Source organism: Martinezella rhizogenes, from assembly GCF_027460065.1.
In the GTDB taxonomy this organism is placed as follows: Bacteria; Pseudomonadota; Alphaproteobacteria; order Rhizobiales; family Rhizobiaceae; genus Agrobacterium; species Agrobacterium rhizogenes_C.
Genome location: NZ_JAPYZZ010000011.1, coordinates 98242 through 117538 on the forward strand (window position 1 = coordinate 98242; position 19297 = coordinate 117538).

15 protein-coding genes are annotated in these 19297 nt (G+C 59.8%); 12 read left to right on the forward strand and 3 right to left on the reverse strand.

Annotated features, from left to right (window positions below; translation table 11 throughout):
- Positions 1–5: 5 nt before the first annotated feature.
- Positions 6–584, reverse strand: coding sequence for a GbsR/MarR family transcriptional regulator (locus O8B93_RS17530; RefSeq protein WP_269711194.1), 579 nt, complete (start codon positions 582–584; stop codon positions 6–8).
- 328 nt (positions 585–912) lie between these two features.
- Entirely contained in the window at positions 913–1944 is a 1032-nt protein-coding gene (locus tag O8B93_RS17535; RefSeq protein WP_269711195.1) for an L-idonate 5-dehydrogenase, read from the reverse strand.
- A 216-nt stretch (positions 1945–2160) separates the two neighbouring features.
- On the opposite strand from O8B93_RS17535, the gene O8B93_RS17540 reads away from it, so the two are divergent.
- The 3 genes from O8B93_RS17540 to O8B93_RS17550 all read left to right on the forward strand — a co-directional run bounded on the left by O8B93_RS17540 (position 2161) and on the right by O8B93_RS17550 (position 5032).
- Entirely contained in the window at positions 2161–2916 is a 756-nt protein-coding gene (locus tag O8B93_RS17540; RefSeq protein WP_230060296.1) for an SDR family oxidoreductase, read from the forward strand.
- A gap of 88 nt (positions 2917–3004) precedes the next feature.
- Positions 3005–3898: an NAD(P)-dependent oxidoreductase gene (locus O8B93_RS17545; protein WP_269711266.1), complete on the forward strand. Its 894-nt coding sequence runs from the start codon at positions 3005–3007 to the stop codon at positions 3896–3898.
- 138 nt (positions 3899–4036) lie between these two features.
- Entirely contained in the window at positions 4037–5032 is a 996-nt protein-coding gene (locus O8B93_RS17550; RefSeq protein WP_269711197.1) for an aldose 1-epimerase, read from the forward strand.
- 18 nt (positions 5033–5050) lie between these two features.
- On the opposite strand, the gene O8B93_RS17555 is transcribed toward O8B93_RS17550, so the two are convergent.
- The gene (locus O8B93_RS17555) at positions 5051–5512 is read right to left on the reverse strand and encodes an Lrp/AsnC family transcriptional regulator (protein WP_006313784.1); all 462 of its coding nucleotides are present in this window, start codon (positions 5510–5512) and stop codon (positions 5051–5053) included.
- A 167-nt stretch (positions 5513–5679) separates the two neighbouring features.
- Here O8B93_RS17555 and O8B93_RS17560 point away from each other — a divergent pair, with 167 nt between their 5' ends.
- The 9 genes from O8B93_RS17560 to O8B93_RS17600 all read left to right on the forward strand — a co-directional run bounded on the left by O8B93_RS17560 (position 5680) and on the right by O8B93_RS17600 (position 19288).
- Complete coding sequence (locus tag O8B93_RS17560; protein ID WP_269711198.1) at positions 5680–6393, forward strand: aspartate/glutamate racemase family protein; 714 nt, start codon at positions 5680–5682, stop codon at positions 6391–6393.
- Positions 6394–7164, forward strand: a complete 771-nt coding sequence (locus O8B93_RS17565) for a class II glutamine amidotransferase (protein ID WP_269711199.1) — start codon at positions 6394–6396, stop codon at positions 7162–7164. It abuts the gene before it with no gap.
- A 483-nt stretch (positions 7165–7647) separates the two neighbouring features.
- Complete coding sequence (locus tag O8B93_RS17570) at positions 7648–10110, forward strand: glycogen/starch/alpha-glucan phosphorylase (RefSeq protein ID WP_269711200.1); 2463 nt, start codon at positions 7648–7650, stop codon at positions 10108–10110.
- Entirely contained in the window at positions 10110–12317 is a 2208-nt protein-coding gene (gene glgB / locus O8B93_RS17575) for a 1,4-alpha-glucan branching protein GlgB (protein ID WP_269711201.1), read from the forward strand. The genes O8B93_RS17570 and glgB overlap by 1 nt, the downstream gene beginning before the upstream one ends.
- Before the next feature lie 21 nt (positions 12318–12338).
- A complete protein-coding gene (gene glgC / locus O8B93_RS17580) occupies positions 12339–13601 on the forward strand; it encodes a glucose-1-phosphate adenylyltransferase (protein WP_269711203.1) in 1263 nt (420 codons plus the stop codon).
- Between the two features lie 5 nt (positions 13602–13606).
- Entirely contained in the window at positions 13607–15049 is a 1443-nt protein-coding gene (glgA, locus tag O8B93_RS17585; protein ID WP_269711204.1) for a glycogen synthase GlgA, read from the forward strand.
- 4 nt (positions 15050–15053) lie between these two features.
- Positions 15054–16682 carry an alpha-D-glucose phosphate-specific phosphoglucomutase gene (locus O8B93_RS17590; RefSeq protein ID WP_269711206.1) on the forward strand — a complete coding sequence of 543 codons (1629 nt, stop codon included), beginning with the start codon at positions 15054–15056 and terminating at the stop codon, positions 16680–16682.
- 107 nt (positions 16683–16789) lie between these two features.
- The gene (glgX, locus tag O8B93_RS17595; RefSeq protein WP_269711208.1) at positions 16790–18745 is read left to right on the forward strand and encodes a glycogen debranching protein GlgX; all 1956 of its coding nucleotides are present in this window, start codon (positions 16790–16792) and stop codon (positions 18743–18745) included.
- Between the two features lie 54 nt (positions 18746–18799).
- Positions 18800–19288: a MaoC family dehydratase gene (locus O8B93_RS17600; RefSeq protein WP_269711209.1), complete on the forward strand. Its 489-nt coding sequence runs from the start codon at positions 18800–18802 to the stop codon at positions 19286–19288.
- The last annotated feature ends 9 nt before the right edge of the window (positions 19289–19297 follow it).

Below are 19297 nucleotides of genomic sequence, written 5' to 3' on the forward strand. Positions count from 1 at the left end.
ACTGATCACCCTTTCTTCTTCGTGCCGCGGGGTCTTGCAAGCGAGACGATCCTGTCTTTCGCCTCCAGAAGCTTCGTGACCTTGGAGCCGAGCGCCAGCAGCGAGGCCAGCCTTTCGGTCTCCAGCCGCTTCACATCGTCATACCAGCCGGTCAGCTGCTCGATCAGCGTCTTCATCTCGTCGATGCGCTTTTGCGCGTGCCGCTCATCCTCGTTTTCCGGCGTCTCCATCAGGATTTCGCGCAGCACGCTGAGGGTGGGATCGATCTCGCGCTTCTTCCGCTCTTCGGCGAGCGTGCGCAGAATCTGCCAGACATCGTCAGGCGTCGTGAAAAAATCGCGCCTGTCGCCGGGGAAGTGCTTGAGAATTGCAAGGTTCCACGCCTGAAGTTCCTTGAGGCTCATCGACACGTTGGAACGGGAAATGCCGAGCGCCTCGACGATCTCGTCCGCACAGAGAGGCTGCGGTGAAATGTAAAGCAAAGCATAGACTTGGCCGACGGTACGGTTGATTCCCCAGCGGCTGCCCATCTCGCCAAAATGCAGCACGAAGGACTGGACGAGCGGTGACAGGCTGGTTGGCATTTCTTCACTTCCTGAATTTTCAGTAATTTCTGAAATTTCGATAACGCAAAAAACCGCAGGCGGCAAATCACCTTTTTGACCTGCGTCAAAATGTGCAAACCGGTGGCGCAGATCGGCAAAGGGCGGTTAGGGGCCGCAAAATATGAGACTGGAATCTTCGGCATCAGAGCGGATTGCGCTGCTTGAGGCCGCGGCCTCATCGCAAGTCCATGATATCGGTAACAGCGCCGCTAGATCGCGCCACACCCAAAACGATGCATAAAAAATCGGCGGCGGAATTATCCGCCGCCGATTGAAAATAGCTCATCCCTGTCCGCAGCAAATGCGCTTAGGAAAAGGCGATCTGCACCTTCATGGCGCGGCTGCGATCCGAGGCGAATTCGAAGGCCGAGATGGCGTCGGCAAGGTCGACGGTCTGGGTGATGAAAGGTTTGACGTCGATCAGGCCCTTGCGCATCAGCTCGACGCCGGTGGCGAATTCCTCGTGGAAGCGGAAGGAACCGCGCAGGTCGAGTTCCTTCGCGGTAATCGCCATCATCGGCAGGCTCATATCGCCGCTGAGCCCGAGCTGGACGATGATGCCACGCGGCCGCAGCGCCGTGATACCGCCGGCAAGCGCCACGGCCGCACCGGAGCATTCGTAGAGAACATCGAAGGTTCCCTTGTTCGCGCCATAAGCGGCGAGCGCATCGGGCTCATCCTTGCTGTTGATGACACGGTCCGCCCCCGCTTCGCGCGCCTTGGCGAGCGTGAAATCGGAAAGGTCGGTGGCAACGATTTCAGCCGCACCCGCCCGGCGCGCAGCCAGAATGGAGAGGATGCCAATGGGGCCGCAACCCGTGACGAGAACGCGTTTTCCCAGCAAATCGCCAGCGCGCCGCGTGGCATGCAGCGTCACCGCCAGCGGTTCCGCCATGGCGGCTTCACCGGCACTGAGACCATCAGCCGGCACGCATTGCAGGGCGTCCGCCACCAGAACTTCGCGGAACGCGCCCTGAATATGCGGGAAGGGCATGGCGCTACCGTAAAACCGCATGTTGAGGCACTGATTGTGCAGACCCTCCTGGCAGAAGCGGCAGGTCCGGCAAGGGCGGGAGGGCGAAACCGCCACCAGACCGCCGATCTTCAGCCCTTCAACACCTTCGCCGAGTTCCTCGATGACGGCGGAGACCTCATGGCCCAGCACCATGGGTTCACGAAGCCTCACGGCGCCGAAACCGCCATGATTGTAATAATGCAGATCGCTGCCGCAGATTCCGCCCCTGGCCAGACGAAGCCGAACCTCACCCCGCCCCGGCTTTTCCTCCGGCCGGTCTTCGATGCGCACATCCTTTGCCCCGTGGGCGACAATCGCTTTCATGACAACTCCCGTTCAAGCGTGCGCCACTGCGGCGCATAAAAATTCCGCATCCAAATTGCTGCCGCAAGGCGCGTCTTCATCCGCCTCGCCAGTTCACCGCCCGCCCGATACGTACCGAAAACGCGCGCGTCAGCCTTGACATCCGCCCTCAAACGGATGAATGTTATCGGTAACATACATCTTCATGAATGCAATGTCGAGAGACTGGAGGAAACAGTGGGCCTTAATTTGTTCGATCTTTCCGGCCGCCGCGCCCTGATAACGGGTTCGTCCCAGGGTATTGGTTTCGCGCTGGCGCAAGGGCTTTCGGAAGCCGGGGCGGAAGTGGTGCTGAACGGGCGGGACGAAGCGAAGCTGAAAGCCGCCGCCGCCGGTATCAAGGGCGCGAGGACACTTGCCTTCGACGCCACCGATCACGGCGCGGTGCGCGAGGCCATCGACCGCTTCGAGGCGGAGGTTGGCGCGATCGACATTCTCGTCAACAATGCCGGCATGCAGCACCGCACGCCGCTCGAGGATTTTCCGGCCGATGCCTTCGAGCGCCTGCTGCAGACCAACATCGCCTCGGTATTCCATGCCGGACAGGCCGCCGCGCGCCACATGATCTCGCGCGGGCGTGGCAAGATCATCAATATCGCCAGCGTTCAGACAGCACTTGCCCGCCCCGGCATCGCACCCTACACCGCCACCAAGGGTGCAGTCGGCAATCTGACGAAGGGCATGGCGACGGACTGGGCCAAATATGGCCTGCAATGCAATGCCATTGCGCCCGGTTATTTCGATACCCCGCTCAACGCCGCCCTTGTCGCAGACGAGACCTTTTCGGCCTGGCTTGAAAAGCGTACGCCGGCCGGCCGCTGGGGCAAGGTGGAAGAGCTTGTCGGCGCCTGCATTTTCCTGTCATCCGACGCCTCGTCCTTCGTGAACGGCCATATTCTCTACGTCGACGGCGGCATCACCGCTTCGCTTTGAAAATGCCATTTCCGGATGGTGGGCCACGGTCGCCATCCGGATGTGACCTGACGATAGCACGACACCTTGGGAGGAGGCCGTGAATACCATGACCGAGAAGAACAAAGTCGCCCTGATCGGTGCCGGCGCCATGGGCGGCGCGATTGGCACGCGGCTGGTGGAGACCGGCAATCACCTGACGGTTTTCGATCTGGATGCGGAAAAAGTGGCGGCGCTGACCAGCCTCGGCGCCGCGAGCGCCCCAACCGCGGCGGAGGCGGCCGCCGTTTCAGACGTGGTCATCCTCAGCCTGAATTCGCCGAAAATCGTCCGCATCGCCGTCTTCGGCAAAGATGGCGTGGCGGCAGGCGCAAAGCCCGGCACGCTGATCATCGACATGTCCTCCATCGACCCGGAAGCGACCAAGGAACTGGCGGCCGATGCCGCTGAAAAGGGGCTGCGCTGGGTGGACAGCCCGCTTTCAGGCGGCGCGCCCAAGGCTCTCATCGGGCAATTGACGCTGATGGCCGGCGGCAACGAGAAGGATGTGGCCGATGCCCACCGCGTGCTGCAGCATGTGGCCAGCAACTACACCCATATGGGCCCCTGTGGCGCCGGGCAGACGACCAAGCTCATCAACCAGGTTCTGTGCGGGCTGAACTTCCTTGCGGTGGCGGAAGCGACACAGCTTGCGCTGGATGCCGGCGTCGATGCCGCCAAAATTCCGCAGGCGCTGAAGGGCGGCCGCGCCGACAGCGCCATCCTGCAGGAATATATGCCGCGCTATGTGGCGAAGGATTACCGCCGCACCGGCCGCATCGACAATATGGTCAAGGATTTGAATGGCGCGCAGGATCTCGCCCGGCGCACCAACACAGCCATGCCGCTGACCGCGGTTTGCGCCGAGGTGCACCGCATGCTGACGGCGGCGGGGCTCGGCGGAGAAGACCAGGCGGCGCTGATGGAATTTTTCAGCGGCGCAAAACGAACCTTCCCTGACTGATTTTCATCGCGAGCGCCACGGATGTGTGCGGCGCATCATAGCCATTGCGAAATGTCGCTGCAGCGAAGATGATCGGGCGAATCGGCGAGGCAATCGGCCCGGCCGTCGCAGTTGCGTGCATGCAAAGGACAATTCCCGATGACCACTTCCGCAACAGGCACGGGGATTGCCGGTCTGACCGTTTCCGGAAACGGCTTTTGCGCCGAGATCGCCTATGAGGGCGCAACACTTCTCAGCTGGCGACCGCTCTCTGCCGATGGCGAAATGGGCGAGGATCTGGTTGACGGATATCGGACAACCGCGGAGTTGCAGTCACAGAACGGCGTGAGAAACGGCATTCTTGCGCCCTTCACCAACCGCATTGCGCAAGGCCGATATGATTTCGGCGGAGAAACGCACCACATCGAGCCGGTGCTTGACCATGAGGACCTTGTTTTCCACGGCTTCGCCCGCGCCCTGCCCTTTGTTCTCGACCGGTCTTTCGAGGAAAATGGCGCGAAAATTCTCGTCTTCCGGACGGAAATCGCGCCTGGCGATTTCAAGGGTTACCCCTATCGGCTCACCATCGAGGTGGAGTATCGCTTTGCCGGCCACGGCGTCACCATCGACATACGCGGCACCAATCGCGGCGACCGGCCTTTGCCCTTCGCCGCCGGCTGGCATCCCTATTTCCGTCTACCCGGCACGACGTCCATCGACGAGCTTCTTCTCACGCTGCCCTCGCGAACCGCGATCGAAACGGACGACAATCTCATTCCCCTGCGGGATCCGCAGGGCAGCATCGTCACACGCGACGACACCCGCTTTCTTTATGCGCCGCTATCCGGCCATGTGGCGGATGTCTGCTTCACCGACCTGATCGCATCCGAAAACGGACTTTACGAGACGCGGCTCGAAAACCCGCATGACGGATCAAGCCTCAGCATATGGCAGGAGCGTGGCCACATGCATGTTTTCACCGGCGATACGCTCGCCCGCGACAGGCGGCGATCCATCGCGCTCGAACCGGTGGAAACGCCCACCAATGCCTTCAACCACGGGGAACTCGCAGCTGCAATTACCTTGCAACCGGGCGAAACGCGCAGCTTCCGCTTCGGCGTCCGTTTTGAGGCGGGCCGCGGACACGGGCGCTAACAAGGGCTCGATGATCCCTCAGATATGCGTCGTCGGCAGCGACGATGACAGCTTCACCGTCTCCATGGAGATATAGGCGGACATGTCGTAAAGCTGAACACGGCGCAGTATCTGTTTGTAGACCGTGTCGTAATATTCGACATTCGGCAGCACGAGCTTCAGAATATAGTCGAAATTGCCGGTCAGCCGGTGAACCTCGACGATCTCAGGTATGGTGCTGACGGCGGCATGGAACCTGTCCAGCCAGTCTTCCGCATGCAGGCCCGTCCTCACCAGCAGGAAAACCGTGGTCGGAAGGTTGATCTTCCGCCGGTCGAGCAGCGCCATCGTGCCCGTCACATAGCCCTCCGTGCGCAGCCGCGTGATGCGGCGCGAACAGGCGGATAGCGACAGGGAAACCTGCTCCGCAATATCGGCGAGCGGTGTTTCGGCATTCTCCTGGAGAATCGCAAGGATTCGGCGGTCACGGTCATCAATCATCCGTAAAGAATGCACCGGTTAACGCAATGACGCAAGAAATTTGCGTATTATTCATATACGGCGCTCCATACTTGCATACCGTCCGTGAAATCCCCGAAAAAACGCACGCCGTTTTCGTGGCGGCGATGGCATCCTTGTCGTCAATCAAACTTGATAAGGGGAAACTTATGAAACGCATCGGCCTGATCGGCGGCATGAGCTGGGAATCCACCGCAACCTATTACCGTATGATCAACGAGGCCGTGCGCGACAGCCGTGGCGGTCTGGTCTCGGCCGATATCGTCATGCATTCGCTCGATTTTTCCGAGGTTGTTGCCCTTCAGAAGGCTGACCGCTGGGATGAGGCCGGCGCGCTTCTGGGCGCTGCCGGCGCACGCCTTGCCAATGCCGGCGCCGATTGTGTGCTGATCTGCACCAACACCATGCATCTCGTTGCGGACACGGTTGAGAAAATGTCGGGCGTCGCGCTCATCGACATCATCGACGAAACGGCCGCCGCCCTGAAGGCGGACGGACGCCGCAAGCCGCTGCTGCTCGCCACCCGCTACACAATGGAACATGGCTTCTACACCGACCGCATGCGCCACCACGGCGTCGACGTGGTTGTGCCTGATGCGGAAGACAGAGCTGCGATCCATGACATCATATTCGGCGAACTGTGCCAGGGCGAAATCAAGTCCTGCTCGCGTGAACGCTACCTTGTGGTCATCGAAAAGGCCCGTGCACTGGGCGTCGATTCCGTCATTCTCGGCTGCACCGAGATTTCCCTGCTGATCGATCCCGATGCGCTGCCGCTGCCGGGTTACGATTCGACCGCCATTCACGCGAAGGCCGCCGTCGGCTTCGCGCTCGGAGACAAGGCATTCGACAGAGCCGCATGAATGTGCCGCCTCTTTGCCTATTCCGGTAAACCGGTCTGGCTCGACAGCCTGCTGATCGAGCCGGAAGCATCGTTGGTCAGCCAGTCCATGGCCGCAAGGGAAGCAAAAACCGTCGTCAACGGCGATGGCTGTGGCCTTGGCTGGTATGGCGAACGGGGAACGCCCGGCGTCTTTCGCGACACCAGGCCCGCCTGGTCCGACGCCAATCTGGCCGCGCTTTGCCAGCAATTGCGCTCCGGCATGTTCATGGCCCATGTCCGCTCCGCCACGTCAGGCGAGGTATCCCGCGCCAATTGCCATCCCTTTGCGCATGGTCAATATCTGTTCATGCATAACGGCCAGATCGGCGGTTACGAGCAGATCCGGCGCGACATCGATTCCCTTATTCCTGATGATATCTATGCATCCCGGCGCGGTACCGGCGACAGCGAAGCCATTTTCCTGATTGCCGTCGGGCTTGGTCTCGATGCCGATCCGGTTCAGGCCATTTCCACCGCACTGCGCCTCTGCCAGGAAAAGATGGTTGCGGCGGGCGTATCCTCGGCTCTGCGCTTCAGCGCGGTGCTGATGGACGGCGATTGCGTGCATGCCTTCCGCTGGTCAAGCGACGACAAACCGCCGACCCTCTACTGGCGCGGGTTGGAAGAGGGCATTGCGTTGAGTTCCGAGCCCTTTTCCTTCGACTGCACTCCCTGGTGCGCCGTTCCACCGAACACCAGCGTGACGATCCGCGCAGGTGAAATGGTGGCGCGGCCTTTTTGCCTGGGGTGAACACGGCGATATCGCCCGGTTTCACGCAGCCGCTACCCAGGACCGGTGCGGCTGCGGCGAAAGCCCATTTATTTTCATTGAATTTTTGCAGCCGCGAAGGCTAGTGTGTGATCCAGAGCATCAGACCGAAACCGACAAGCGGTTTTCGGCCCGGTGTTTAAACATGATAATTGAGCGAAACAGATTTCAGGACCGGTGAACCATTTAAAAGTGTTGCAGCCTCTTTCCCTTTTTTGAACGATGCCCGGCATCGCAACGACCACGCAAACCTTTTCGGTAACGGCGGATAAAGGGCCGGCAATGCCTTCGGCGATCCTTGGAACGCGGAAGAAAAAGTCTTATTTTTCATAATCCTAAGCCGTTCAACTTTCCGTAAAAATTGCTGTTGCCACGCCTCCATATCGATGCATAAACTGGCATCAGCAAAGGCAACACGGATCGACCTCTCAGACCCTCTCCTCCCACCAAGGTGCTGACCGACCAATGATCAATAATCTTACCGCCGCCGATCTTCCCCGCCCCGCCCCGCGCAGTTCCAACCCGGAAATCATGGCCGCGGAAATCATCGAGCGACTGACCTACCGCATCGGCAAGGACGTCAAGGTTGCCAAGCCGCATGACTGGCTGACCGCAACCATTCTCGTCGTTCGCGACCGCATCATCGACAAATGGATGGAATCCACCCGCAAGGCCTATGCCAACAATTCCAAGCGCGTTTATTACCTGTCGCTGGAATTCCTGATCGGCCGCCTGATGCGCGACGCCATCTCCAATATCGGCCTGATGCATGAAATCCGCGATGCGTTGTCCTCGCTCGGCGTCGATCTCGACGTCATTGCCGGGCTGGAGCCGGATGCGGCACTTGGCAATGGCGGCCTCGGCCGTCTCGCCGCCTGCTTCATGGAATCCATGGCGACCGTCGACATTCCCGCCTATGGCTATGGCATCCGTTACGTGCACGGCCTCTTCCGCCAGCAGATGGCGGATGGCTGGCAGGTGGAACTGCCGGAGACCTGGCTGGCGCATGGCAACCCCTGGGAATTCGAGCGTCGCGAAAGCTCCTATGAAATCGGCTTCGGCGGATCGGTGGAGACGATCGGCGGTTATGAAGACCCGCAGCGTTTCGTCTGGAAACCGGCCGAACGCGTCATCGCCATGGCCTATGACACACCGGTCGTCGGCTGGCGCGGCACCCGCGTCAACACGTTGCGTTTATGGTCTGCGCAGCCGATCGACCCCATTCTGCTCGCCGCCTTCAATGCCGGCGACCATATCGGCGCACTGCGCGAGAGCAACAAGGCGGAAAGCCTGACGCGGGTTCTCTACCCTGCGGACGCGACCCCGGCCGGGCAGGAACTGCGCCTGCGGCAGGAATTCTTCTTCTCCTCTGCCTCGCTCCAGGACATTCTGCGCCGTCACCTGCAGCAATATCCTGACTTCACCTCGCTGCCGGACAAGGTCTCGATCCAGCTCAACGACACACATCCGGCCATTTCCATCTGCGAAATGATGCGTCTTCTCTGCGATGTGCATGGCCTTGAATTCGACGAAGCCTGGAAGATCACGCAGGGGACTTTCTCCTACACCAACCACACGCTTCTGCCCGAAGCGCTGGAAAGTTGGCCGGTGCCGCTGCTCGAGCGTCTTCTTCCAAGACATATGCAGATCGTCTACGCGATCAACGCCAATACGCTGGTTTATGCCCGCAAGGAAAAGAAGATGGCGGATCAGCAGATCCGTTCGATCTCTCTCATCGATGAAGGCGGCGAACGGCGCGTGCGCATGGGCAATCTCGCCTTCATCGGCTCGCATTCCATCAACGGCGTTTCGGCGCTTCATACCGAGTTGATGAAGGAAACGGTCTTTGCCGACCTGCACAGCCTCTATCCTGAACGTATCAACAACAAGACCAACGGCATTACACCGCGCCGCTGGCTGATGCAGTGCAACCCCGGCCTGACGGGGTTGATCCGGGAAGCGATCGGCGACGATTTCCTCGACGATGCGGAAAAGCTCGTCGCGCTCGACCGCTTCGCCGACGATGCCGGTTTCCGCGAGAAATTCGCCGAAGTGAAGCGCCTGAACAAGGTGCGGCTTGCCAACACGGTGGCGCAGCGCATGGGCATCCGCGTCGATCCCTCGGCCATGTTCGATATTCAGATCAAGCGTATCCACGAATACAAACGCCAGCTTCTGAACCTTATCGAAACGGTGGCGCTTTACGACCAGATCCGTTCCCACCCGGAACTGGATTGGGTGCCGCGCGTTAAGTTCTTCGCAGGCAAGGCGGCGCCGAGTTATCACAATGCGAAGCTGATCATCAAGCTTGCCAACGATATTGCCCGGGTCATCAACAACGACCCGGCCGTGCGCGGGCTTCTGAAAGTGGTGTTTATTCCGAACTATAATGTCTCGCTTGCGGAAATCATGGTTCCCGCCGCCGATCTTTCGGAACAGATTTCGACCGCCGGTATGGAAGCCTCCGGTACCGGCAACATGAAATTCGCGCTGAACGGCGCGCTCACCATCGGCACGCTCGATGGCGCAAATGTCGAAATGCTCGAACATGTCGGCGCTGACAACATCGTCATCTTCGGCATGACGGCGGAAGAAGTCGCAAAGGCGCGTGCCGAAGGTCACAATCCCCGTGCGATCATCGAACAGTCCACGGAATTGTCGCAGGCGCTGTCATCAATCGCGTCGGGTGTGTTTTCACCGGATGACCGTTCGCGGTTTTCCGCCCTCATCGACGGCATCTACAACAGTGACTGGTTCATGGTGGCTGCCGATTTCGACGCCTATGCCGATGCACAGCGCAAGGTGGACGCGATCTGGAGCGATCAGGGCAGCTGGAACACGAAAGCAGTGCGCAACACGGCGCGTATGGGCTGGTTCTCGTCCGACAGGACGATCCGCCAATATGCCACCGAAATCTGGAGAGCCTGATGAAAAAACCGCTCAATTCGGCCGAAGAGAAAAAGACTGGCGATATCACGAAGGCTGAAATCGAGGCGATCAAGAGCGGTTTGCATTCCAATCCCTTTGCCCTTCTCGGCGTTCACGAAACGCCGGAAGGGTTTTCCGCCCGCTGTTTCATTCCCGGCGCCGAAGAGGTTTCCGTCCTGACGCTGGATGGAAATTTCCTGGGCGAGTTGAAGCGGCTGGACCCCGACGGCTTTTTCGAGGGTCGGATCGATCTTTCAAAGCGCCAACCGGTGCGTTATCGCGCCTGCCGCGATGACGCCGAATGGGCGGTAACCGACCCCTACAGCTTCGGCCCCGTTCTCGGACCGATGGACGATTATTTCGTCCGCGAGGGTTCGCATCTGCGGCTGTTCGACAAGATGGGCGCGCATCCGCTGAAGCTTGAGGGCGTCGAAGGTTTCCACTTCGCCGTCTGGGCTCCCAATGCACGGCGCGTTTCCGTCGTCGGCGATTTCAACAATTGGGATGGACGCCGGCATGTGATGCGGTTTCGCAAGGATACCGGCATCTGGGAAATCTTCGCGCCTGACGTCTATGCCGGCTGCGCCTACAAATTCGAAATCCTCGGTGCGAACGGCGAGCTTCTGCCGCTGAAGGCCGATCCCTATGCGCGGCGCGGTGAATTGCGGCCGAAGAATGCTTCCGTCACTGCGCCGGAACTGACGCAGAAATGGGAAGATCAGGCCCACCGGGAACATTGGGCACAGGTGGACCAGCGCCGCCAGCCGATCAGCATCTATGAGGTGCATGCCGGTTCCTGGCAACGCCGCGAGGACGGCACCTTCCTCAGCTGGGATGAACTGGCCGCCCAGCTCATTCCCTATTGTACCGATATGGGCTTCACCCATATCGAGTTCCTGCCGATTACCGAACATCCCTATGACCCCTCCTGGGGTTACCAGACGACCGGCCTTTACGCCCCGACCGCTCGTTTCGGTGATCCGGAAGGTTTCGCCCGTTTCGTCAACGGCGCCCACAAGGTTGGCATCGGTGTTCTGCTGGACTGGGTTCCCGCGCATTTCCCCACCGACGAGCACGGGCTGCGCTGGTTCGACGGCACGGCGCTTTACGAACATGCCGATCCGCGCCAGGGTTTCCATCCCGACTGGAACACGGCGATCTATAATTTCGGCCGCATCGAGGTGATGTCCTACCTCATCAACAATGCGCTTTATTGGGCCGAGAAATTCCATCTCGACGGCCTGCGTGTGGATGCTGTCGCCTCGATGCTCTATCTCGATTATTCCCGCAAGGAAGGCGAGTGGATTCCCAACGAATATGGCGGGCGCGAAAACCTGGAAACCGTCCGTTTCCTGCAGAAGATGAATTCGCTCGTTTACGGCACCCATCCGGGCGTCATGACGATTGCCGAGGAATCCACCTCATGGCCGAAAGTCTCCCAGCCGGTTCACGAGGGCGGGCTCGGTTTCGGCTTCAAATGGAACATGGGCTTCATGCACGACACGCTGAGTTATTTCTCGCGTGAGCCGGTGCATCGCAAGTTCCACCATCAGGAACTGACCTTCGGGCTGCTTTATGCCTTCACCGAAAATTTCGTGCTGCCGCTTTCCCATGACGAGGTGGTGCACGGCAAGGGATCGCTGATCGCCAAGATGTCCGGCGACGACTGGCAGAAATTCGCCAATCTGCGGTCCTATTACGGCTTCATGTGGGGTTATCCCGGCAAGAAGCTGCTGTTCATGGGGCAGGAGTTCGCCCAGTGGAGCGAATGGAGCGAAAAGGGAGCGCTCGACTGGAACCTGCGCCAATATCCGATGCATGAGGGCATGCGCCGCCTCGTGCGCGATCTCAACCTCACCTATCGGTCGAAAGCCGCCCTGCACGCCCGTGACTGCGAACCCGACGGCTTCCGCTGGCTTGTCGTCGATGATCACGAGAATTCCGTCTTCGCCTGGCTGCGCACGGCGCCCGGCGAGAAGCCTGTGGCGGTCATCTGCAATCTGACCCCGGTCTATCGGGAAAACTATTATGTGCCGCTTCCCCTTGCCGGGCGGTGGCGGGAGATTCTCAACACCGATGCCGAAATTTATGGCGGCAGCGGCAAGGGAAATGGCGGACGCGTTCAGGCGGTCGATGCAGGCGGCGATATTGGGGCGATGCTCGTCCTGCCGCCGCTTGCCACGATTATGCTCGAACCGGAAAACTGACAGACAGAGAGGGAGGACACCATGTCGGAAAAAAGAGTTCAGCCTTTGGCGCGTGATGCAATGGCCTATGTCCTCGCAGGCGGAAGAGGAAGCCGCCTGAAGGAACTGACGGACCGCCGGGCAAAACCCGCGGTTTATTTTGGCGGCAAGGCGCGCATCATCGATTTTGCGCTTTCCAACGCGCTCAATTCCGGCATTCGCCGTATCGGCGTCGCCACGCAATACAAGGCGCATTCCCTCATCCGACACCTGCAACGCGGCTGGGACTTCTTCCGCCCTGAACGTAACGAGAGCTTCGATATTCTGCCGGCCTCCCAGCGTGTTTCCGAAACGCAATGGTACGAAGGCACCGCCGACGCGGTTTACCAGAACATCGACATCATCGAGCCCTATGCCCCGGAATATATGGTCATTCTGGCCGGCGACCATATTTACAAAATGGACTACGAATACATGCTGCAACAGCATGTCGATTCCGGTGCCGACGTCACGATCGGCTGCCTTGAAGTGCCGCGCATGGAAGCGACCGGCTTCGGCGTGATGCATGTGAACGAAAAAGACGAGATCATCGACTTCATCGAAAAGCCGGCCGATCCGCCCGGAATTCCCGGTAATGAGAATTTCGCGCTCGCCTCGATGGGTATCTACGTCTTCCATACGAAGTTCCTGATGGAAGCGCTGCGCCGCGATGCCGCCGACCCGACCTCCAGCCGCGACTTCGGCAAGGACATCATTCCCTATATCGTCGAACACGGCAAAGCCGTTGCACACCGCTTCGCCGATTCCTGCGTGCGTTCGGATTTCGAGCACGAACCCTACTGGCGCGACGTCGGCACCATCGATGCCTATTGGCAGGCCAATATCGACCTGACGGATGTGGTGCCGGACCTCGATATCTACGACAAATCCTGGCCGATCTGGACCTATGCCGAAATCACCCCGCCGGCGAAATTCGTGCATGACGATGAGGATCGCCGTGGTTCGGCCGTCTCGTCGGTCGTCTCCGGTGACTGCATCATTTCCGGTGCGGCGCTCAATCGCAGCCTGCTGTTCACCGGTGTGCGCGCCAATTCATACTCCCGCCTTGAGAATGCCGTAGTACTGCCGAGTGTGAAGATCGGGCGTCATGCCCAGCTCAGCAATGTCGTCATCGACCATGGCGTGGTCATTCCGGAAGGACTGATTGTAGGAGAAGACCCAGAACTGGATGCCAAACGTTTCCGCCGCACGGATAACGGCATCTGCCTTATCACCCAATCGATGATCGACAAGCTGGACCTGTAGAGCCCATGAATGTCCTTTCGGTTTCATCCGAAATCTATCCCCTGATCAAGACCGGAGGGCTCGCCGACGTTGTCGGCGCGCTCCCCATCGCGCTCGAAGCCCACGGCGTCAGGACGCGGACATTGATACCCGGCTATCCGGCGGTGAAAGCCGCCGTGACGGACCCCGTCAAATGTTTCGAGTTCACCGATCTGCTCGGCGAGAAAGCCGAGTTGCTCGAAGTCCGGCATGAGGGGCTCGACCTTTTGATCCTCGACGCGCCCGTCTATTACGAGCGGTCCGGCGGCCCTTATCTCAACCAGGCCGGCAAGGATTATCCTGATAACTGGAAGCGTTTTGCGGCGCTGTCGCTGGCGGCGGCGCGCATCGGCGCCGGTGTGCTCCCCGGCTGGCGGCCGGATATGGTGCATGCGCATGACTGGCAGGCAGCCATGACGCCTGTCTATATGCGTTATGCCGAAACGCCTGAAATTCCGAGCCTTCTCACCATCCACAACATCGCCTTTCAGGGTCAGTTCGGCGCGAATATCTTCAGCAAACTGGCGCTGCCCCCGCATTCCTTCGGCATGGAAGGCATCGAATATTATAACGATGTCAGCTTCCTCAAGGGCGGCCTGCAGACGGCGACCGCGCTCAGCACCGTCAGCCCCTCCTATGCGGAGGAAATCCTGACCCCGGAATTCGGCATGGGGCTGGAAGGGGTGATCGGCAGCCGCGCGCATGTGCTGCACGGCATCGTCAACGGCATCGACGCCGATGTCTGGAACCCGGCAACCGACCATCTGATCCACGACAATTATTCCGCCGCCAATCTCAAGAACCGTGGCCTGAACAAGAAGGCGGTCGCCGAACATTTCCGCATCGATGATGATGACAGCCCGCTGTTCTGCGTCATCTCCCGCCTCACCTGGCAGAAGGGCATCGACCTCATGGCCGAAGCCGTGGACGAGATTGTTGCACTCGGTGGCCGTCTCGTCGTGCTGGGTGCGGGCGAAGTGGCGCTGGAAGGAGCACTTCTCGCGGCGGCATCGCGCCACCATGGTCGCGTCGGTGTTGCCATCGGTTACAACGAACCGCTCTCGCATCTGATGCAGGCGGGTTGCGACGCGATCATCATTCCCTCGCGTTTCGAGCCCTGCGGCCTGACCCAGCTTTACGCGTTGCGTTACGGCTGCATTCCGGTGGTTGCCCGCACCGGCGGCCTTGCCGACACCGTGATCGACGCCAACCACGCCGCCATCGCCAGCAAGGCGGCGACCGGCGTGCAATTTTCCCCCGTCACACTCGACGGTTTGAAACAGGCGATCCGCCGGACCGTCCGTTATTATCACGACCCGAAACTGTGGACACAAATGCAGAAACTCGGAATGAAATCCGATGTTTCCTGGGAAAAAAGCGCCGGTCTCTACGCCGCGCTTTACAGCCAGCTTATTTCGAAAGGCCATTGAACCAATGATCAAGACTATCAAGACGACGCCCTATCAGGACCAGAAGCCGGGCACTTCAGGCCTGCGCAAGAAGGTGCCAGTCTTCGCCCAGGAAAATTACGCCGAGAATTTCATCCAGTCGATCTTCGACGCGCTTGAGGGCTTTCAGGGCCAGACGCTGGTGATCGGCGGCGACGGCCGTTATTACAACCGCGAAGTCATCCAGAAGGCGATCAAGATGGCCGCCGCTGCCGGTTTCGGCAAGGTGCTGGTCGGTCAGGGCGGCATTCTCTCCACGCCCGCCGCCTCCAATGTTATCCGCAAATACAAGGCCTTCGGCGGCATCGTACTTTCCGCCAGCCACAATCCCGGCGGCCCGAACGAAGATTTCGGCATCAAATACAATATCGGCAATGGCGGCCCCGCACCGGAAAAGATCACCGACGCGATCTATGCCCGTTCGAAGGTCATCGACAGCTACAAAATCTCTGATGCAGCCGATATCGATCTCGACAAGATCGGCAGCTTCAAGGTGGATGAGCTGACGGTCGATGTGATCGATCCGGTTACCGATTACGCTGCCTTGATGGAAGAGCTGTTCGATTTTGGCGCCATTCGCGCCCTGATCGCCGGCGGCTTCAAGGTCGTGGTCGATTCCATGAGTGCCGTCACCGGCCCCTATGCCGTTGAGATCATCGAAAAGCGCCTCGGCGCGCCGAAGGGCTCTGTCCGCAACGCAACGCCGCTCCCGGATTTCGGCGGCCACCATCCCGACCCGAACCTTGTCCATGCCAAGGAGCTTTATGACGATGTCATGAGCCCGGAAGGCCCGGATTTCGGCGCAGCTTCCGACGGTGACGGCGACCGCAACATGGTCGTCGGCAAGGGCATGTTCGTCACCCCGTCCGACAGTCTCGCGATCATCGCCGCCAATGCCAAACTGGCGCCGGGTTATGCCGCGGGCATTTCCGGTATTGCCCGCTCCATGCCGACAAGTGCGGCAGCGGATCGTGTCGCCGAAAAGCTCGGCCTTGGCATGTATGAGACGCCGACCGGCTGGAAATTCTTCGGCAATCTCATGGACGCCGGCAAGGTTACCATCTGCGGCGAGGAAAGCTTCGGCACCGGCTCGAACCATGTGCGCGAAAAGGATGGCCTGTGGGCCGTGCTTTATTGGCTGAACATTGTTGCCGCGCGCAAGGAAAGCGTGAAGGACATCGTCACCAGGCACTGGGCCGAATATGGCCGCAACTATTATTCGCGTCATGACTATGAGGAAGTGGATTCGGACGCCGCCAACACGCTGGTCGCTGCCCTGCGCGAAAAGCTCGCGACGCTGCCGGGCACCAGCTACGGCAATCTGAAGGTCGCAGCGGCGGATGATTTTGCCTATAACGACCCGGTCGACCAGTCCGTCAGCAAGAACCAGGGCATCCGCATCCTGTTCGAGGGCGGCTCTCGCATCGTGCTGCGCCTTTCCGGCACCGGTACGGCGGGCGCGACGCTTCGCCTTTATGTCGAACGTTACGAGCCCGATGCGGCCCGTCACGGCATCGAAACACAGACGGCCCTCGCCGACCTGATTTCCGTTGCCGACACGATCGCCGGCATCAAGGCCCATACCGGCCGCAGCGAACCGAGCGTTATCACCTGATAATTTCCGCCAATCGTGAGGGACGCGCCCAGGTGTCCCTCATTCGGCCTTGCCTCTGCCTTCTCTCAGCCCCGGAGGAGGTACACCATCTCCCGGAGAGACAGACCATGCAGATACCATCCGTTTTTCCCAAAGGCGCAACCCGAACGGAAAACGGAGTGGAGTTCACTGTCTATTCCCGCCACGCCTCGCAAATCGATCTGTGCCTGTTCAATGACGCTGGCGAGAAAGAGACGGCGCGCCTGCCGATGATGCGCGGCGAGGACGACGTTCATCGGTTCACACATGGAGAGGCCGGGCCCGGCACGCGATACGGCTTCCGTGCTCACGGCATTTATGCCCCCGAACATGGCCTGTGGTTTGATCCTGCAAAGCTGTTGCTCGACCCCTATGCCACCGAGGTCGACCGCCCCTTCCGTCATGATCCCTCGCTTTATGCCTTCGGTGCGGAAACCGGTGCGATCATGCCGAAGGCGATCCTTTCCGAGCATGAGGCGGTCAAGCGCCAGCCGCCTCGTTTTGCCTGGGGCGGGCTGATTTACGAGTTAGCCGTCAAATCCTTCACCCAGCTACACCCTGATGTGCCTGAAGATATCCGAGGCACCGTCGCGGCGCTGGCGCATCCCGCCATTCTCACGCATTTGAAAAAAATTGGCGTCGATGCTGTGGAGCTGATGCCGATCACCGCCTGGATCGACGAACGCCACCTGCCGCCACTCGGGCTTTCCAATGCCTGGGGTTACAATCCGGTCGGTTTCATGGCGCTCGATCCGCGCCTCTGCCCCGGCGGTGTGCGGGAACTTCGCGATACGGTCGCGGCGCTGCATGCGGAAGGCATTGGCGTCATTCTCGATCTGGTCTTCAACCATACGGGTGAAAGCGATATCGAAGGCTCTGTCCTGTCGCTGCGCGGCCTCGATAATCTCACCGCCTTCCGTCACCCGCAGGGAAAGCCGGGCGTGCTGGTCAATGACACAGGCACCGGCAATACGGTCGCCTGCGACCATCCCTATATTCGCCAGCTCATCATCGATTCGCTCAAGCATTTCGTTCTCCATGCCGGCGTGGATGGCTTCCGTTTCGATCTCGCGCCCGTGCTCGGGAGAACGGCTGCGGGTTTCGACATGGCGAGCGAAACGCTTGCCGCCATGCATTCAGACCCGGTACTTTACGACCGGGTATTGATTGCCGAACCCTGGGATATCGGCCCCGGTGGTTATCAGCTCGGCAATTTCCCCGAAAGTTTTCTGGAGTGGAACGACCGCGCCCGCGATGACATGCGCCGGTTCTGGCGTGGTGATGCCGGCACGACCGGGGCGCTGGCCAATGCGCTGTCCGGCTCCTCGCCGATCTTCTCCCGCCATGGCCGGCTGAAAAGCCGCAGCGTCAATTTCCTTGCCGCTCATGACGGTTTCACCCTGTTCGATCTCGTCAGCCACGAATACAAGCACAATGAAAAGAACGGCGAAAACAATCGCGATGGCCATAATGACAACCATTCCTGGAACAATGGTTTTGAAGGCCTGACCGACGACCCCACAATTGTCGCCGCCCGCCTCGCGGATGTGAAAGCATTGCTTTCCACGCTTTTCGTCAGCCGCGGCACTCTGATGCTGACGGCTGGCGACGAGGGCGGACGCAGCCAGCAGGGCAATAACAATGCCTATTGCCAGGATAATGAGATCAACTGGGTCGATTGGTCATCGCTTGTCCCTGAGTTGATCGACCACACGGCGTTTCTCGCCTCACTGCGCAAACGTTTCGGTGTGTTTTCTGAGAGTGGCTTCTTCTCCGGCAAGGGTGATGTGACATGGCTTGCCCCGGGCGGAGAACCAATGACGGTTGCAGACTGGGAAAGGCCGGATGGACAGGCCTTCGCCATGCTGCTTTCCACCCCGGACCGGGAGACCGGCAAAGCCGCCGAGCTTGCCGTGCTCATCAATCGTAGCCGTGAAATCGTTCCCTTCACCTTGCCGGGTGATGGCTGGAGCGCCATCGGCACGGATTTCGGCAATCCCGCCTTCCTGCCCGCCCGTTCCGTGGTGTTTTATCTGCGCGGTTGATCCCTTCGCGTCACGAGCCGTATAAATCGCTGGAAACAATGCGGACGAGGTACCATGACAAAAGAAATTGCGCTGGCCGAAATGAAGGATCGCGTCGGCACGGAAATGGGCGTTTCCGACTGGATCATCGTCGACCAGACGATGATAAACGCTTTCGGCAAAGCGACGCTGGATGAGCAATTCATCCACACCGACCCGGAGCGCGCCAAGGCGGAAAGCCCCTTCGGCGGCACCATCGCTCACGGGTTCCTGACGCTCTCCCTGCTTTCGGCGCTGAATTACGACGCCCTGCCGCGCATTCGTGAGCAGACCATGGGCATCAATTATGGCTTCGATACCGTCCGTTTCGTCACGCCGGTAAAAAGCGGTGCGCGTGTGCGCGGCCGTTTTACGCTGGCGGAAGCGCGCTTTCGCGGTGCTGCCATGCTGATGACGACCTATGATGTGGTGGTGGAAATCGAAAACGAGAAAAAGCCGGCGCTCACCGCGCGCTGGATCACCATCAGCCAGTTCAACCCGGAAGACAGGCCGAAAGACGCCTGAGATATGGCA

What these genes read in the sequence shown, in the direction of transcription:
- O8B93_RS17600 (WP_269711209.1), top strand. Translation starts at nt 18,800, where the DNA reads ATGACAAAAGAAATTGCGCTGGCCGAAATGAAGGATCGCGTCGGCACG.
- O8B93_RS17590 (WP_269711206.1), top strand. Translation starts at nt 15,054, where the DNA reads ATGATCAAGACTATCAAGACGACGCCCTATCAGGACCAGAAGCCGGGC.
- O8B93_RS17550 (WP_269711197.1), top strand. Translation starts at nt 4,037, where the DNA reads ATGACCACTTCCGCAACAGGCACGGGGATTGCCGGTCTGACCGTTTCC.
- O8B93_RS17555 (WP_006313784.1), bottom strand. Translation starts at nt 5,512, where the DNA reads ATGATTGATGACCGTGACCGCCGAATCCTTGCGATTCTCCAGGAGAAT.
- glgA (WP_269711204.1), top strand. Translation starts at nt 13,607, where the DNA reads ATGAATGTCCTTTCGGTTTCATCCGAAATCTATCCCCTGATCAAGACC.
- glgB (WP_269711201.1), top strand. Translation starts at nt 10,110, where the DNA reads ATGAAAAAACCGCTCAATTCGGCCGAAGAGAAAAAGACTGGCGATATC.
- O8B93_RS17545 (WP_269711266.1), top strand. Translation starts at nt 3,005, where the DNA reads ATGACCGAGAAGAACAAAGTCGCCCTGATCGGTGCCGGCGCCATGGGC.
- O8B93_RS17535 (WP_269711195.1), bottom strand. Translation starts at nt 1,944, where the DNA reads ATGAAAGCGATTGTCGCCCACGGGGCAAAGGATGTGCGCATCGAAGAC.
- O8B93_RS17570 (WP_269711200.1), top strand. Translation starts at nt 7,648, where the DNA reads ATGATCAATAATCTTACCGCCGCCGATCTTCCCCGCCCCGCCCCGCGC.
- glgC (WP_269711203.1), top strand. Translation starts at nt 12,339, where the DNA reads ATGTCGGAAAAAAGAGTTCAGCCTTTGGCGCGTGATGCAATGGCCTAT.
- O8B93_RS17560 (WP_269711198.1), top strand. Translation starts at nt 5,680, where the DNA reads ATGAAACGCATCGGCCTGATCGGCGGCATGAGCTGGGAATCCACCGCA.
- glgX (WP_269711208.1), top strand. Translation starts at nt 16,790, where the DNA reads ATGCAGATACCATCCGTTTTTCCCAAAGGCGCAACCCGAACGGAAAAC.
- O8B93_RS17565 (WP_269711199.1), top strand. Translation starts at nt 6,394, where the DNA reads ATGTGCCGCCTCTTTGCCTATTCCGGTAAACCGGTCTGGCTCGACAGC.
- O8B93_RS17530 (WP_269711194.1), bottom strand. Translation starts at nt 584, where the DNA reads ATGCCAACCAGCCTGTCACCGCTCGTCCAGTCCTTCGTGCTGCATTTT.